Annotated in this window: 16 protein-coding genes; 7 read left to right on the top strand and 9 right to left on the bottom strand. The window is 61.6% G+C overall.

Going from position 1 to position 16222, the window contains the following annotated elements; all coding sequences use genetic code 11:
* Window positions 1–61 precede the first annotated feature (61 nt).
* From lapD to F8N96_RS21180, 4 genes are all read right to left on the bottom strand, one after another.
* On the bottom strand, window positions 62–2002 hold the full coding sequence (gene lapD / locus F8N96_RS21165) for a cyclic di-GMP receptor LapD (RefSeq protein WP_150799479.1): 1941 nt from the start codon (window positions 2000–2002) through the stop codon (window positions 62–64).
* Between the two features lie 23 nt (window positions 2003–2025).
* On the bottom strand, window positions 2026–2733 hold the full coding sequence (lapG, locus tag F8N96_RS21170; RefSeq protein ID WP_150799480.1) for a cysteine protease LapG: 708 nt from the start codon (window positions 2731–2733) through the stop codon (window positions 2026–2028).
* A 95-nt stretch (window positions 2734–2828) separates the two neighbouring features.
* Complete coding sequence (locus F8N96_RS21175) at window positions 2829–3224, bottom strand: YbaN family protein (RefSeq protein WP_150799481.1); 396 nt, start codon at window positions 3222–3224, stop codon at window positions 2829–2831.
* Between the two features lie 10 nt (window positions 3225–3234).
* Complete coding sequence (locus F8N96_RS21180) at window positions 3235–3822, bottom strand: YecA family protein (protein WP_150766609.1); 588 nt, start codon at window positions 3820–3822, stop codon at window positions 3235–3237.
* 448 nt (window positions 3823–4270) lie between these two features.
* On the opposite strand from F8N96_RS21180, the gene recQ reads away from it, so the two are divergent.
* The 4 genes from recQ to F8N96_RS21200 all read left to right on the top strand — a co-directional run bounded on the left by recQ (window position 4271) and on the right by F8N96_RS21200 (window position 9217).
* On the top strand, window positions 4271–6397 hold the full coding sequence (gene recQ, locus F8N96_RS21185) for a DNA helicase RecQ (RefSeq protein WP_150799482.1): 2127 nt from the start codon (window positions 4271–4273) through the stop codon (window positions 6395–6397).
* A gap of 119 nt (window positions 6398–6516) precedes the next feature.
* Window positions 6517–6951 carry a MarR family transcriptional regulator gene (locus F8N96_RS21190; RefSeq protein WP_150799483.1) on the top strand — a complete coding sequence of 145 codons (435 nt, stop codon included), beginning with the start codon at window positions 6517–6519 and terminating at the stop codon, window positions 6949–6951.
* 129 nt (window positions 6952–7080) lie between these two features.
* Window positions 7081–8868 carry a FimV/HubP family polar landmark protein gene (locus F8N96_RS21195; RefSeq protein ID WP_150799484.1) on the top strand — a complete coding sequence of 596 codons (1788 nt, stop codon included), beginning with the start codon at window positions 7081–7083 and terminating at the stop codon, window positions 8866–8868.
* Between the two features lie 61 nt (window positions 8869–8929).
* Window positions 8930–9217: a SelT/SelW/SelH family protein gene (locus tag F8N96_RS21200; protein WP_150799485.1), complete on the top strand. Its 288-nt coding sequence runs from the start codon at window positions 8930–8932 to the stop codon at window positions 9215–9217.
* Here the strand turns inward: F8N96_RS21200 and F8N96_RS21205 are convergent.
* Together F8N96_RS21205 and F8N96_RS21210 are read right to left on the bottom strand one after the other, a co-directional pair.
* On the bottom strand, window positions 9211–10104 hold the full coding sequence (locus F8N96_RS21205) for a DMT family transporter (RefSeq protein ID WP_150799486.1): 894 nt from the start codon (window positions 10102–10104) through the stop codon (window positions 9211–9213). The genes F8N96_RS21200 and F8N96_RS21205 overlap by 7 nt on opposite strands.
* A gap of 66 nt (window positions 10105–10170) precedes the next feature.
* Window positions 10171–10935, bottom strand: coding sequence for a helix-turn-helix transcriptional regulator (locus F8N96_RS21210; RefSeq protein ID WP_150768062.1), 765 nt, complete (start codon window positions 10933–10935; stop codon window positions 10171–10173).
* 135 nt (window positions 10936–11070) lie between these two features.
* On the opposite strand from F8N96_RS21210, the gene F8N96_RS21215 reads away from it, so the two are divergent.
* Window positions 11071–11886, top strand: a complete 816-nt coding sequence (locus F8N96_RS21215) for a UDP-2,3-diacylglucosamine diphosphatase (protein WP_150799487.1) — start codon at window positions 11071–11073, stop codon at window positions 11884–11886.
* A gap of 22 nt (window positions 11887–11908) precedes the next feature.
* On the opposite strand, the gene F8N96_RS21220 is transcribed toward F8N96_RS21215, so the two are convergent.
* Both F8N96_RS21220 and F8N96_RS21225 read right to left on the bottom strand, forming a co-directional pair.
* A complete protein-coding gene (locus F8N96_RS21220) occupies window positions 11909–12499 on the bottom strand; it encodes an HD domain-containing protein (RefSeq protein WP_150799488.1) in 591 nt (196 codons plus the stop codon).
* 27 nt (window positions 12500–12526) lie between these two features.
* Entirely contained in the window at window positions 12527–12838 is a 312-nt protein-coding gene (locus tag F8N96_RS21225) for a DUF962 domain-containing protein (RefSeq protein ID WP_150799489.1), read from the bottom strand.
* Between the two features lie 163 nt (window positions 12839–13001).
* Between F8N96_RS21225 and F8N96_RS21230 the strand changes: the two genes are divergently transcribed.
* Complete coding sequence (locus F8N96_RS21230; protein WP_150799490.1) at window positions 13002–14063, top strand: AraC family transcriptional regulator; 1062 nt, start codon at window positions 13002–13004, stop codon at window positions 14061–14063.
* Here F8N96_RS21230 and F8N96_RS21235 read toward each other — a convergent pair.
* Window positions 14020–15474, bottom strand: coding sequence for a TrkH family potassium uptake protein (locus F8N96_RS21235; protein WP_150799491.1), 1455 nt, complete (start codon window positions 15472–15474; stop codon window positions 14020–14022). The genes F8N96_RS21230 and F8N96_RS21235 overlap by 44 nt on opposite strands.
* A 121-nt stretch (window positions 15475–15595) precedes the next feature.
* Here F8N96_RS21235 and F8N96_RS21240 point away from each other — a divergent pair, with 121 nt between their 5' ends.
* Window positions 15596–16162 carry an NAD(P)H nitroreductase gene (locus F8N96_RS21240; protein ID WP_150799492.1) on the top strand — a complete coding sequence of 189 codons (567 nt, stop codon included), beginning with the start codon at window positions 15596–15598 and terminating at the stop codon, window positions 16160–16162.
* The last annotated feature ends 60 nt before the right edge of the window (window positions 16163–16222 follow it).

Below are 16222 nucleotides of genomic sequence, written 5' to 3' on the forward strand. Positions count from 1 at the left end.
ACCGCCATCTCCGGTTAAAGGGGTGGCGGTTTTTTGTTGTCTGGTGGGAGGTGGGTTGGCCTCACATCGGCTCCGGCGGCCCGATCAACCGTCCCATTACACCAAACACCCCCAACGCCCTGATCACTTCCAGCTCGCCCTTGCTCTCGACCATTTCCGCAATCAGCGGCAAATCGATGCTGTTCGTCGCCCGATAAATCGCCTCGATGAACAGCCGCTTGTCTTGCTGCTCATCGATGCCCCGAATGTAGGCCCCATCGATCTTCAGGTAAGCCAGCCCCAGTTGCGTGAGGTTGCCGATCTGGCTGAAGCTGCCACCAAAATGCTGCAGGCCGATGCGGTAGCCGGTGTTGAGCAAACCATGGCTCAGACGCTGCAATTGCTCTGGAGGAGGCAGTTGGCGTTCGTCGATTTCCAGGGTCAGCAGCGGGGCGAGTTCAGGCAGTGACTCGAGCATTTCCAGGATCTTGTGCAGGTGCGCCTGATCGCGCAGGGTACTGCCGGACAGGCTCAACGCCAGGGGCCAACGGTTGACCAGCAGGTAGTCGAGGGTGGCTTCGAGCATGGCCAGGTCGAACCGCGCCGACCAGCCGAGACGTTCGATCCACGGCAGGAAATGGCCGGCGGCAATCGCCTCGCCCCGGGGATCAAGCAGGCGCGCGAGGACTTTGTGATGCAGCACTTCACTGGTGTCGGCGCATTGCACTACCGGTTGAAAATACAGCTGCATCTTGCCTTCGGTCAGGGCATCGTCGATCCAGGTTCGCCAGTCGTGATCAGTCTGGTTTGGCCCAATGTCGCTGTGGCTCAGCAGTCTCCACGGCCGCTCGGGGTGGTGCCGGGCTTCAGTCAGCGCCTGATCCAGCCGCAGCAGCACGTCCCTGGCCGATTCGCCGGGCTGGAAGGCGACCATTCCCAAATGCGCCACCGGCGTGCAATCGCTGGCACCGGTCAGGCGCAGGTTTTCCAGGGTCGCGCTGATTTCGGCAGCCAGGCGGCCGGCATCCTGACTGTCCAGGCCCGGTGCCAGCAGGCTGAATTCGCCACCGCGATTACGCGCCGCCAGCCAGGTACGGCGCTCGGGTACCTGAGTCAGATGCGTCAGCAATTCACCGACGGTGCTGATCAAGGCGTCAGTGCGCTGGCCACCGAGGCGCTGGTTGAGGCCGACCAGATCGTTGATCCGCAGCATCAGCAAATGGCCGTCGCTGCTCTGCTCGCCGACCAGCAAATGGTCGGCCAACTGTTCATCCAGCAAGCGCCGGTTGGCCAGGCCGGTCAGACTGTCCTGATAGGACTGCGCCCGCAGTTTTTCACTGCGGGTGGCCTCTTCGGTGAACAGCGCCTTGAGTTTCTCGACCATCTGGTTCATGGCCAGCACCACGCGTTTCAGTTCAGGTGTACGCGGCAGTCTCGGCAGGCTGAGGAACTCGCGTTTACTGATGGCTTCGGCCTGTCTGACCATGGCCTCGAGCGGGCGAAATTGCCGCCGCAACAACCAGCCACCGAACACGGCGCTGAGCAATCCGCACACCAACAGCCAGATCAGGCTGCCCAGTGTGCTGTCCCAGAGCCTGCCCAGGGCGAACTGCGGATTGCTCAGCACTTCAACGCGCGCCACCTGTTCCCAGCCGCGCATGATCAGGGCGTCGCCGCCCTGTGGATGCAGCTTGACCAGACTGACAAACCAGCCGGGAACGTCCTCGGCCAAGGCCGCTGCGCTGCGTTCGACCAGCACCTGCTCATTCTCGATGTCGATGATCCGGATGCTGCTGAAATAGCCGCTGTCGAAAATCGAACTGACCATCAACTGGGTCATCGCCGGGTCGTTGATTTGCGCGGTCAGCGATAACCCCAGCGCCGTGGCGGTGTCCTGGGCGTGGGAGCGCAACTGGCCGAGCATGTGTTCCCGGGAGCTTTCCAGGCTGACAAAAAAACTGCCGCTGAACGCCACCAGCAGGAACAGGCAAATGGCGAGAAACAATTGTTTGCGCAGTGACATGAACACGCTCCTTGCTGTGGCGACTAGCCGCCGCCCATGGCGAACCCTTCGGCTTGCATCTTTTTCAGCACATCTTGCCAGCGCGACAGGCTTTTCGGGTCGCGGCTGGGTTTGCCGCCGCTGGCTCCCGGCAAGTACAGGCCTTCGGCATTGAAAGCGTATACCGGCAACAGGTCCTGGCGTTGGGAGGCGGGGCGGATTTCGCCAATCAGGTTGTCCAGGACCAGTGGATCGGCCGTGGGGCTGCTGTAGAAGGTCAGCACCATGTGCGCTTGATTCCGGCTCAGGGCTTTGACATAGGTTATACGCAGTTTTTCGCTGGGAATGCCCAGGTGACGCAGGCTGAAATACTTCGCCAGGGCATAGTCCTCGCAGTCGGCGGCACCCTTGATCAGGGATTCGACGGGCGAGGCCCAGTAATCGGCCTGGTGCCAGATGCGCGTATCGTTCTGAAAGCTCAGTTGCTGGTTGAAAAAGTGATTGACCGCGTTCAGTTGCTCGCGCACGGGTGCGTCGCGTTCGCCGTGCAGCATCTGGCTCCAGGCCTCGATCCGCCCCTGAGCCGGGCCGAGTGGCCCGTAGCGTTTTTCGGCGGTTTGCAGGATCAGCGCAAAATCGCGATCGGCCCGGATGCTGCCCGGTCCGGCCAACAGAAAACTGCCCAGCAGCAACCATCCGCCGAGCCGAAGCCGGAACCTTGACCATCCTGGACTACGCCGGCGACGAGGCATGTCGGGCTGCTCGTGTGCAGATGGGAGAAGTCTAGGTGGTGTTTTCGGCGCAGGCGGGCAGATCGTCGGTGTGGAGCGCAAAGATCGCTTGAGGCTCAAGACTTGTGCAAGGTTTTCTGCCGGAGGATATACACCGTCACCAGCACCGCACTGGTCAGCATGAACGCGCGAGCCCAAGGCAGGGGCACCAGGTAGCAGGAGAGCAGGATGCTCGCCCACATCAATCCGATGGCATATACCTTGCCCTTGAGCGGGATGCCATTGCCGTCGAGGTAGTTGCGAATCCAGGGCCCAAGCCGCGGGTGCTCCACCAGCCAATGGTAGAAGCGCGGGGAACTGCGGGCGAAACAGGCCGCCGCCAGCAGCAGGAAGGGCGTGGTGGGCAATACCGGCAGGAAAATCCCGATCACCCCCAGCGCTACGCTCAGCCAGCCGATGGCCAGCAGCACGTAACGCAACATCAAGGAGCGGTTGCCTATGGGGTTGTCCATAGGCAGAACCTTAGTGGTGACGTGGCTTGAGGATCGCCGGTTTTTCGTCTGGCGCCTGGCACAGCAGGTACAGCGCGGTCAGGGCTTCCGGGATCTGCACGATCATGTCGTCCATCAGGTTGGCGTCTTTGGCGATGTCTTCGAACTCAGGCTGTTCGTCGAACAGACCCGAACCGACCATGATCGGCAGCAGCATTTCGCTGACTTCGTCTTCGGCGGTTTCGAACCAGGCCGCTTCGCGCAGGAACACGCCTTCCATGAAACCGATGCACCAGCCGCGCAGGTCGGAATCATCCGGCTCTTCGCCCAGGTCCAGGTCGCAGGGCAGCTCGAACTCTTCATCGGACGCCAGTTGGCGAGCGATGTGAGCCTTGAGGGCCAGCAGGGTGGTTTCGATCGCTTCACGCTCGGTGTCGTCGGCGTAATGCGGCTCTTCGGCGAAGAGCGCGTCGATCCATTCACGGTCGGGAACGCTTTCGGAACAGATCGACAGCGCAGTGAGGTAGCCGTGGGCGGCCACGTAGTCCAGCGCCTCGTCATGCAGTTCGTCGGCGTCGAGGAAGACTTGCAGGCGGGTTAGTTGCTCAGCGAAGGACATTAAAGGGCTACCTTGGGGAATTAAACAGATGCGGGAATTCTAGGCCTTCTTGAGCAGTCAGGCCAGCCGCGCGGCATATTTGCCCCCCGACACACTGCTCCTGCAGGGTGGAAAACGCCGAACCCTGTGTACCGATGGGTTGTGGAACGCCGAACCCTGTAGGAGCTGGCTTGCCAGCGAAGGCGTTTTCATGAGCACTGCAAGACTCGAGGCCGCCTTCGCTGGCAAGCCAGCTCCTACAGGAGATCGGCATTGGCTTGCGTGTGTCTTCTCAGCGGCACCCTGTGGCGGACGGGCGTCGGGTATACTCGCGCGTTTTGTGATGCCCTGCTGGCGCCACGGCTGAGATGTGAAGCGTCATGCAATGCGCACTTACTATTCGTCAGTGCAGCCTGCGTGGTTCTGAACCAGTCTTGCAGGGATGTTTTTGGTGATTTCTGGAGTTTTTATGCTCGAACAGGCTCAACGCGTCCTCAAGGACATCTTCGGCTACGACAGTTTCCGTGGCCGCCAGGGTGCAATCATTGAGCGCGTGGCCAGCGGCGGCGACGCCCTGGTGCTGATGCCTACCGGCGGCGGCAAGTCCCTGTGCTTCCAGGTGCCGGCACTGCTGCGCGAAGGCCTGGCGGTGGTGGTCTCGCCGCTGATCGCACTGATGGACGATCAGGTCGCGACCCTTGAAGAACTGGGTGTCGCCGCGGCTGCACTCAATTCCACACTGAGCGCCGAGCAGCAACGGGACCTGGCTGCCCGGATCAAGCGCGGTGAAGTGAAGATGCTGTATCTGGCACCCGAGCGCCTGGTTCAGCCGCGCATGCTGGCGTTCCTGCAAAGCCTTGAAATCGCCCTGTTCGCCATCGATGAAGCGCATTGCGTGTCCCAGTGGGGCCACGACTTCCGCCGTGAATACCTGCAACTGGGCCAGCTGGCGGAGCTGTTTCCGCATGTCCCGCGCATCGCCCTGACCGCGACCGCCGACAAGCGCACCCGGGAAGAAATCGTCGATCGCCTGCATCTGCAGGACGCCGAGCGTTTCCTCTCGAGTTTCGATCGCCCGAACATTTTCTACCGTATCGTGCCCAAGGAGCAGCCGCGCAAGCAATTGCTCGCGTTCCTGGCCGAACGGCGCAGCGATGCCGGCATCGTCTATTGCCTGTCGCGCAAGAAGGTCGACGAAGTCGCGGTGTTCCTCAGCGAACAAGGGTTCCCGGCGCTGCCCTATCACGCCGGCCTGCCCAACGATACCCGGGCCCACCACCAGAAACGCTTCCTCAACGAGGAAGGCCTGATCATGGTCGCCACCGTGGCATTCGGCATGGGCATCGATAAACCCAACGTGCGCTTCGTCGCTCACCTCGATTTGCCCAAATCCCTTGAAGCGTATTACCAGGAAACCGGTCGCGGCGGCCGTGACGGACTGCCGGCGGATGCCTGGATGGCCTACGGCCTGCAAGACGTGGTGATGCTCAAGCAGATGTTGCAGAACTCCGAGGGCGACGAACGCCACAAACGTCTTGAGCAGCACAAGCTCGACGCGATGCTCTCGCTCTGCGAAGAAACCCGCTGCCGCCGCCAGACGCTGCTGGCTTATTTCGACGAAGACATGCCCGAACCCTGCGGCCATTGCGACAACTGCGTCGACGGCGTGCAGACCTGGGACGCCACCGAGCCGGCCCGCCAGGCGCTCTCGGCGATCTACCGCACCGGCCAGCGCTATGGCGTCGGGCACCTGGTGGACGTACTGCTGGGCAAGGACAACGAAAAGATCCGCAGCATCGGTCATCAGCACCTGTCGGTCTACGGTGTCGGCAAGGCGATGGCCGAAGGTGAATGGCGCTCCCTGTTCCGCCAGCTGGTTGCCCGCGGCCTGGCCGACATCGACCTCGAAGGCTACGGCGGCTTGCGCCTGAGTGACAGCTGCCGGCCATTGCTCAAGGGTGAAGTGACCCTGGAACTGCGCCGCGACCTCAAGCCGCAAACCACTGCCAAAAGCAGCAAGAGCCAGGCGAGCCAGCTGGTTCGCGGCGAAGAACGCGAACAGTGGGAAGCCTTGCGCGCCCTGCGTCGCAAACTCGCCGAAGAGCATGGTGTGCCGCCGTACGTCATCTTCCCCGATTCGACGCTGCTGGAAATGCTGCGCAGCCAGCCCACGTCGCTGGCGGAGATGGCCACGGTCAGTGGCGTCGGCGCACGCAAACTGGAGCGTTATGGCCAGTCCTTCCTAGAAGTGCTTGGCGGCCAGGTCGAGGCGCCGAAAGTGGTGGCCGACGTGCGCCATGAGCTGATCACCCTGGCGCGGGCCGGCATGACTCCGCTGCAGATTGCCGGTCAACTGCAATGCTCGGAAAAGAATGTCTACACCATGCTCGCCGAAGCGATTGGCAAGCAACAGTTGTCGCTGGAGCAGGCGCTGGATCTGCCAGAAGACTTGATGGGTGAAGTCCAGGACGCGTTCCTTGACGGCGAAGGTGAATTGCCACCCGTGTCGGAGATTGCCGCGCTGTTCGCCGGGCGAGTGCCGGAAGGTGTCTTGTACTGCGTTCGTGCCGCTCTGCAGTCGGAATTTGAAATCTGAATGACTTGGTATACAGATGTAACGATTCACTAAATGGCAACCCTTGCCTATAGCCAAAGGTCATGCTTAGCTGACTAATTATTAGTATTTCTCTATTTCAGCCTAATCATGAGTGTTTTATGCCGTTCACCGATCAACACCGTTTTGGCATGCAACTGGCGCAGATGTCCCGCGGCTGGCGTGCCGAACTGGACCGCCGCCTGGCCGGCCTCGGACTGTCCCAGGCACGCTGGCTGGTACTGCTGCACCTGGCACGTTTCGACGATGCACCCACCCAGCGCGAACTGGCGCAAAGCGTCGGCGTAGAAGGGCCGACCCTGGCCCGGTTGCTCGACAGCCTGGAAAGCCAGGGGCTGGTGCAACGTCAATCGGTGCTGGAAGACCGTCGGGCAAAGAAAATCGTCCTCTGTGCCCCGGCCCGGCCCCTGATCGAACAAATTGAAACAATTGCCACCCAGTTGCGTCACGAGCTGTTCGAAGGCGTTGATGAAGCGGATCTGAAAATCTGCATGCGGGTCCACGGACACATACTGGCCAACCTGGAAAAGTCTTGAGGCATCACCGCGTGCCGGACTTTTGAGATACCCCGTTGGGCAGACTATAAAGAACTAGTCGGCAATATCGTGTTCGTACCGGATGTGCGAACACGTACAAGGTTGGTTCCGGTTATCCAAGGGATGCTCATGCTCGAGAGTTTGCACGTGGTATTGCGGTGTTGCGCCAGGCTGCTGCTGGTCGGTGGTGCTGTTTCCTGGTCGGCATTGGCGCCCGCGCTGGGCTTGGGCGAAATCACCCTGCATTCGGCGCTGAATCAGCCGCTGCGTGCCGACATCGCCCTGATGGACGCCGCGGACCTTGCGGAGGGCGAGTTGTCGGTCGGCCTGGCGACGGCAGAAGAATTCAATCGTGCCGGCGTGGATCGGGTGTTCTTCCTCAACGATCTGAGGTTCACGCCGATCCTGCGTGGCGACCGCCGGCTGATCCGGGTGAGCTCCAACAAGCCGGTCAATGAGCCCTTCCTCAATTTCCTTGTGCAGCTCAATCAGCCCAACGGACGCGTGCTGCGCGAATACACGGTATTGATCGACCCGCCGGGCTCGCCGGGGATTGTGCCGGTGGCTGACGAACCGGTTGCCAGCACGTCATCGTCCGCCTTCCCCAGCGTCGAGCCGGCCGTTGCAGTGCCACCTGCGGTGAAGAGCAAAAAGCCAACCACCCCGCCCGTCGAGCAACCTGCTGCTGCGCCTGTCACTGATCCTGTTGCCGAGCAACTGGCCATCAGCGTCCTGAAGAACCAGGCGTTGCAAACCACGATCGATGAGCTGAATGCAAAATTGCAGGCTCAGAACGAGCACATTGCCGGCCAGAAAAAACAGGTCACCGAGTTGCAGACTCAACTGGCGCAAGTCACACAGGCCTCGGTGGCGCCAGTTGCACCAGACGTCGCGGCGCCAGCGCCGGTTGTTGTTGAAAAAATCGAGATGACTCACTGGCCGCTCATCTACGGAGTGCTGTTGCTGGTGGCCCTGACGTTGCTCGGATTGTTCGTTCGCCGTCGGCGACAGCAGGTTCAGGCCGTCCCTGAGCCGTTAGCCGTTGTGCCGTCGCAGCATGAGCCGGTGCTGAACCGGGAAGCGCAAGCGCCTGCTCCGGCCTCCGGCCAGGGCGAAGAGTCGTCGGCGGGCGATGTGCTCGAAGGGGTCGGCATTTATCTGGCCTATGGCCGTTTTTCCGAAGCGGCCGGCTTGTTGCGAGAGGCGTTGTTCAAGGAACCGAATCGCACCGATCTGGCCGTGCAGCTGCTGGAAGTTCTGGGCAGGCAGGGTGACGTGTCCGCCTATGAAGCCCAGGAAAACAGCCTGCGTGACGCAGGTTTCGACCCGCAGAAGCTTCAGGAGATTCGTGAGCGTTATCCGAAACTGGGCACTGTCGCCGCCTCGACCATTGCACCCACCATCACACCGCCCGCGGTTGCGCAGCCCCCGGCAGCCGCCGCCAGCGATGAGTTCCAGTTGAACCTGGATGACCTGTCGATGGATTCGAACTGGGACCTGATCAGCCCCTTCGACCATGCACCGCTCCCCGCCGATTCCCCGAAGGAGGCGTCACGCACCCACGAGCCGGAATTCACCTCGAATCTGCACGTCATGCCCGATGTGTTCGAAATGCCTGACCAGTCGGCGCTGGACGAACACGCGTTCGAGTGGGTGGCCGAACCTGATGCGCAGCCTCTGGATGACGACTTTCTCGACGAATTCGCCGATGCCGGCTTGTCGTTGGAGCTTGAACCGTTGAGTGCCGAGGATCTTGATCCATCCGGACCGAGCCATGCAGGCAAACTGGAACAGGCCCAGACCTGCATCGATGACGGCGACCTGGACAGCGCCATCGAACTGCTCAACGAGCTGCTCAAGGACGGCGACGAGCCACTCAAACAGACCGCCCGGAGTTTGTTGGCCGGCATCCGTTGAAGATCAAACGAAAAAGCCGGCTATGATAGCGACGCCCCCTGGCTCAGGAATCCTGCCCATCATGACCGCGCTAAAACCGGAAATCGTCATCACCTATTGCACGCAATGCCAATGGCTGTTGCGTGCGGCCTGGCTGGCGCAGGAACTGCTCAGTACCTTTGGCGACGACCTGGGCAAAGTGTCCCTGGTGCCCGGCACCGGCGGGGTCTTTCACATTTTTTGTGACGAGGTGCAAATCTGGGAGCGCAAGACCGACGGCGGTTTCCCCGAGGCCAAGGTGCTCAAGCAGCGGGTCCGCGACCGGATCGATCCGGACCGCGACCTGGGGCACAACGACCGGACTCAGTGAGACGGGGCTTGTGCCGCAACGGTCTTTTTGCTTGAACCGCCAGCGAGCCGGCTGGACACCACAATCGCAACGATGATCAACGCACCGCCGAACAGCATGCGCAGCGTCGGGTTTTCATCGAACAGCAGCCAGGCCATGGTGATCCCGTAAACCGGCTCCAGGGCGAACACCACCGCGGCGGTTCGCGCCTTGATCACTGCCAGGCTGGCGACGAACAAGCTGTGAGCGACGCCGGTGCAGAACACTCCGAGCAGACCGATCCACAGCCAGTCGAGGGCGCGCACTTCACTCAACTGCGGTGCCGCCGCCGGCAACAGACACAGCGCGACCACCACGTTCTGACACAACGCCGCCTGCACCGGCGGGATGCGTGCGGAGCTGGCGCGGTTGGTCAACGACAGCAGGGCGAACAGCAAGCCGGAAGCCACCGCCCACAGCAGGCCGGTGGTGGCGCCACTGGCCAGGTCGAAGTCCGGCGTGACCAGCACCAACCCGACACTCACCAGCACCACCAGCAGGATTTCGTTGGCGCGAATTCGCTCGCGGAAGAACAGCCCTTCGAGGATCACGGTAAACGCCGGGAAACTGGCAAAGCCCAGGGTGGCGATCGCCACGCCGGCGACCTTCACTGCAATGAAAAAGCTGACCCAATGCCCGGCGAGCAGCAAGCCGCTGAGCAACAACCGGCGCCAGTCCACGGCCTCGAGCTTCTGCCAGCGCGTAGGGCTGGCGAACCGCGCAAAAAACGCCAACGCCAGCACGGCAAATGCGGCACGCCCGAAAACGATGACGGCGGGGGAGGCGGCGGCGAGTTTGCCGAACACACCGGTCAGGCCAAACATCAGTGCGCCGATATGCAGGGCGCCAAGGGCGGTACGGGGAGTCATTGCAATCCTTGATGAACGTATCGAGCCCCATTTAAGCGTGTGAAGGCCGCCGTGTCTGTCGGCAAACTATCGTGTTTTGTCGCCAGCCTCGCGCCGCAATTTGCCCGGCGAGGCGCCAAATTCGCGCAGCACCGCGGCCGCGAAGGCACTTTGGGAGCTGTAGCCGACCCGACTGGCAATCTCGCCGATGGGCAACGCCGAATCCCGCAGCATGCCCACGGCCATGTGCAATCGCCGGCTGCGGATATAGTCCATCGGGGTCTGCCCGCATTCGGCAACGAACCGCGCATGCAGCCGGGCGCTGGACAATCCGGCGATACGCGCCAGGTCGGCGACTTGCAGCGGGTAGGCAGCATACTGATCAATGTGTGCATTCAGCGCTGCATAGGGCAGACGCCGACCGCCCACGACCTGCGGCTGGGCATTGTTCAGGCTGGCCAGCAACAGCACGGCACCCTGTTGCGCGATCACTGGGTCACTGACCTGGCTGGCCGCCAGCCAGTTCACCAGTTGGCTTTGCCCGGCATCCAGCGGCAGGCGCCCGGCGTTGTCGAGCAAACGCCGGCTGGCTTGCGCGTGATCGCCCAGTGACTGCACGACCCACTCGTCGCCTGGCACATCCAGCACCAGGCAACGGCTGCCATTGGCGCTGCCACAGGCATGGTGAAAACCGGACGGCACCACCACGAAACTCTGCCGGACCACCTGGCTGCCATGCCCGTCGACCTCGAAATCCAGCGCGCCGGACAGCCCGAACACCAGTTGCGCGTGGTCGTGGCTGTGGACGATCAGCTCGTCGCTGTACTGGCGTAGCGTGAGGATCGGTCTCATCGCAGGTCTCCCGAATAAGGCTGCCAGTCTACACCGAGGGCGTACGCGAGCGTTGTCACGGGACTGACTTGTCACTGTCATGGGCCATTAATCCGGCCGGCGCAAGCTTGCCCAATCAATCGCAGAGGGTTGCCCATGACCAGCGCCGAGTTCGCCAAACCCAGTCGCAAGCAACGTGTGCGGACCTTGTGGATTTCCTATGTGCACCTGGGCACCCGGGATTGCCAGGCCGAACACCTGTCGCAGTTTCTCAAGGGCTACCATGCGGACAAGGTCTACCTGGTCGGCGACATCATCGACGGCTGGAAACTGCGTGGCGGCATGTATTGGCCCCAGGCGCACACCAATGTGATTCGCCGGTTGTTGACCATGAGCAAGCGCGGCACCGAAGTGATCTACGTCACCGGCAACCATGACGAGTTCCTGCGCCGTTACTCGAAGCTGATCCTGGGCAACATCCAGTTGGTGGACGAAGCCGTGCACGTCACTGCCGACGGCCGTCATTTGCTGGTGATCCATGGCGACCAGTTCGACGTGATCACCCGGTACCACCGCTGGCTGGCCTTTCTCGGCGACTCGGCCTACGAATTCACCCTGACCCTCAACCGCTGGCTCAATCATTGGCGCGCCCGTTATGGCTATGGCTACTGGTCGTTGTCGGCATATCTCAAGCACAAGGTGAAGACCGCGGTCAGCTTCATCAGCGATTTCGAAGAAGCCATTGCCCACGAATGCGTCAAACGCGGACTGCATGGCGTGGTGTGCGGGCACATTCACCATGCCGAGATTCGCAAGGTGGGCGAGGTGGATTACCTCAATTGCGGGGACTGGGTGGAGTCGTGTACGGCATTGATCGAGCATTGGGATGGCTCGATCGAGTTGTATCGGTTGGCGGATGCCCAGGCGCGGGAGGCGAAATTGAAGGTTTTGAAAGTCGCGGAGCCTGCATAGGTTCGGCTTTTGTGGCGATCTTTCAGGCCGGCGAACGCTCTGCCATCGCCGCCTTGTAAATCGAATTCTTCGGCTGCGCAAACAACCGCTCCATCATCGGTTGGAAAAAACTCAACGGCAGCGTGTCGTACGCCGGATCGAACGCCGCCGCATCATATCTGGCGCAGAATTCGATCGTCGCCTGATACTGCGGATGCCCGCTGAACTGCTCGCGCAAATGCCGATCCATGCCCAGGTGATGGAAGAAGTAATACCCCTGGAAAATCCCGTGTTTCTCCACCATCCACAGATTCTCGGCGCTGACGAATGGCTTGAGGATCGCCGCGGCGATGTCCGGGTGGTTGTAGGAACCCAGGGTGTCGCCGATGTCGTGAAGCAGGGCACAGACCACGTACTCTTCGTCGCGACCATCGCGCCAGGCGCGGGTGGCGGTTTGCAGGGAGTGGGTCAGGCGATCCACCGGGAAGCCGCCGAAATCACCCTCCAGCAATGTCAGGTGCGCCGCAATCCGCGTCGGCAGTTGTCGGGCGTAGGCACTGAAGTCGGCGGCGATGATCGCCCAGTCTTCCTGCGTGCCGTCCTTCATGTGGGTGAAACGGGCATTGGCATTCATCGACTGTCCTCTGTTGACCGATTGTCCCTAGAACGGCACGCGACCCAGGATCATATCCCGGTACATGACGAAGTCGCCGAGCAGGCTGTAAAGCGGGTGCTGGAAGGTCGCAGGGCGGTTTTTTTCGAAGAAGAAATGCCCGATCCAGGCGAAGCTGTAACCCGCCAGCGGCAAGGCCGGCAACATCAGCCAGGTGCCTTTGACGAGGGTCAGGGCCAGGATGAAGATCACCAGCGTCGTGCCGATAAAGTGCAGTCGTCGGCAGGTCCTGTTGCTGTGTTCGCTGAGGTAATACGGGTAAAACTCAGCGAAACTGTTGAATCGTCGGACGTTTTCCACGACTGCGATCTCGGTGGTTATTGTTCTGACTGCAAGTTGTGCTGCGGGTAGCTTATTTAAGTCTAGAGTGAACAATGGCATCAGCCACTGACAATGGGCGCCACTTTAGTATCCTTCGAAAACCGGTCGCCGTAGCATGCGGCTCATCATTTAAGAAAACGCCATGAGCGAAAGAACGACATCTGCAAGCTGGGCAATGGGAATTGTCAAGGCACTGGAAATGGACGGCCTGGATTGCCGGGTGCTGTTCAAACAACTGGGACTCGACTACGCGGCGCTGGATGATCCGGACGCGCGCTTCCCGCAAGATTCCATGACACGCCTGTGGCAGCGTGCGGTCGAGATGTCCGGCAACCCGGCGATTGGCCTGAACATGGGCAAGGTGGTGCGGCCGGCCTCCTTTCATGTGGCGGGCTATGCGCTGATGTCCAGCCAGACCCTGGCCGAAGGTTTTCGGCGGCTGGTGCGTTATCAGCGGATCATCGCCGAAAGCGCCGACCTGAGTTTCCGGTTGCTGGATGAGGGGTACGCGCTGATTCTGACGGTCCATGGCGACCATCTGCCACCCACCCGGCAGAGCGCCGAAGCTTCATTGGCCTGTGCCCTGGCGCTGTGTGGCTGGTTGACCGGGCGAGTCCTGCAGCCGCGCAAGGTGCTGTTGCAGGGCAATGAGCCCATCGATCTCGCACCCTATAAACAGGCCTTCCACGCGCCGATGGAGTTCAGCGCGCCCTATGACGCCTTGATCTTCGAGCGCGCCGATATGGAAGCGCCTCTGCCGACCGCCAACGAGGCGATGGCGCTGCTGCATGACCGGTTTGCCGGCGAATACCTGGCGCGGTTCTCGGAAAGCCGGGTGACCCACAAGGCGCGGCAGGTGTTATGCCGGTTGCTGCCCCAGGGCGAACCCAAGCGCGATACCGTGGCGCAGACGCTGCACCTGTCCCAACGGACCTTGCAGCGCCGCCTGCAGGAAGAGGGCACGAGTTTTCAGACGCTGTTGGACGACACCCGGCGCGAACTGGCGGAGCAGTATCTGGCGCAACCGGGCATGACCCTGCTGGAGATTGCCTACCTGTTGGGGTTCGCCGATCCGAGCAACTTCTTCCGCGCTTTTCGACGCTGGTTCGATGCCACCCCCGGCGAGTACCGGGTGCGGCTGATGGAAACGCCGACCCCGGTCAATGACGCCAGAACGCCGGTATGCACAGGACAAATACCGTAATGATCTCCAGTCGGCCAAGCAACATGCCGACCGACAGAATCCATTTGGCGGCGTCCGGCAGGGAGGCGAAGTTACCTGCCGGGCCGATGGTCTCGCCCAGCCCCGGACCGACACCGGACACGGTACTGGCCGCGCCGGTGAGGGCGGTCATCCAGTCCACGCCGAGCAGCGACAGCAGCAGGGCGATCACGCAGATGGTGATGGCGAAGAAGAACGAAAAGGTCAGGATCGAGCGCACGATCTCTTCGTCGAGGCGGTGACCGTTGTACTTCTGCTTGATCACCGCACGCGGGTGAATCAATTGGTTAAGGTTGGCCTTGAGCAGGATATAGGCGACCTGGAAACGGAAAATCTTGATCCCGCCAGCGGTCGAACCCGAGCAGCCACCGACAAAGCCCAAATAGAAGAACAGCATCAGCGAGAAATTTCCCCACAGGCTGTAGTCCCCAAGCGCGAAGCCTGTCGTCGTCACCACCGAGGTCACGTTCAGCGCCACATGCCGCAGCGCATCGAGCCAATGCAGCTGGGTGGTCCACCAGTACCAGGTGCCGAGCACCAGCCAGGTCACCAGCAACATGCCGAGCAAGCCTTGCACCTGCTGATCCCTGATCAGGGCCTGGCGATTACCGCGCAAGGTCGCCACGTACAGGGTGAACGGCAGGCTGCCGAGAATCATGATGACGATGGCTACCCAATGCACCGCCGGTTGCGTCCATTTGGCCAGGGACTGGTCGGAGGTGGAGAATCCGCCGGTGGAAATCGCCGACATCGCGTGGTTGATCGCATCGAACGGGCTCATCCCGGCCCACCAGAACGCCAGGCTGCCGAAAATGGTGATGCCGACGTAGGCCGCTACGATCAGGCGCGCCACCATGTGCGAGCGGGGCATGACCTTCTCGGAACGGTCCGACGACTCGGTCTGGAACAGGCGCATGCCACCGATGCGCAGCAGTGGCAGGATCGCTACCGCCATGCCGATAAACCCGATGCCGCCGATCCAGTGCAGCAACGAGCGCCACATCAGGATACCGGGGGACATGTCATCCAGGCGGTTGAGCACCGTCGCTCCGGTGGCGGTAATGCCGGACATGCTTTCGAAGAACGAGTCGGTGTAGCTGATATGTTGCGTCAGCAGAAACGGCAGCGCGGCGAAAATGCACACCACCAGCCAGCTGCTGACAGTCAGCAGGTACATGTCCCGGGGGCGCAGGTGCACATGTTCGGGACGCCCGGGGATGACCAGGGCCAGACCTGCGACAAAGGTGATCATGCTCGCCCAGAGGAACGACGGCAGGTCGCCGGTGCGCTCGAAGATCAGCAGCGTGGCCATGGGCACGACCATGGCAACGGCCAGCGTGATCAGGAAGATGCCGATGATGAAACCAATGGTCCGTAAGGTCGGCAACGCCATGAAGTCCGCTCGGGCTGAAATAGGGAAGGGCGCCATTCTACCTGCGGCGCAGGGCATGTAAACCGGCAGGGTCTGCGCACTTGCAGCTAGAATAGCCAAACATTTTTTCAGGAGGTGGCCGATGCAGGCTCTCGACGCGTTGCTCAACCGTGTTTCCGTTCCACGACTGCTTGAACCGGCACCCACCACGGAGCAGCGTGAAGTGCTGTTTGCCGCTGCGATGCGGGCACCGGACCATGGCCACCTGCAGCCTTGGCGTTTCCTGACCGTCGAAGGCGCCGCGCGCGAGCAGATGGGCGAGTTGCTGGCCGAGGCGGCGAGGCTGCAGGACAGCGAAGTGTCCGAAGCTGCGCTGGACAAGGCGCGCAACGGCCCGCTGCGTGCGCCGCTGGTGGTCGTGGTGATCGCCCGTTTGCAGGACCACGTCAAATATCCGAAGTCCGAACAGTTGCTCGCGGCGGGTTGCGCGGCGCACGGGATTTTGCTGGCGGCCTATGCGCAAGGGATTGGCGCGGTATGGCGCACCGGTGAGCTGGCGTATGCGCCGCATGTGGCCAAAGGGTTGGGCCTGGCGGAAGGGGAAGAGGTGATAGCGTTTCTTTACCTGGGCACCCCGCAGAAAGAGCCGCGGGTGGCGGAGAAGGTCGATCTGGCCGAATTTGTCAGCGCCTGGCCGGGCAAGTCCTGACCACACCGATCAACTGTGGGAGCGAGCCTGCTCGCGAAGGCGATTTAATGTTCAATGGAT

The organism is Pseudomonas fluorescens, from assembly GCF_902497855.1.
GTDB lineage: Bacteria > Pseudomonadota > Gammaproteobacteria > Pseudomonadales > Pseudomonadaceae > Aquipseudomonas > Aquipseudomonas fluorescens_BI.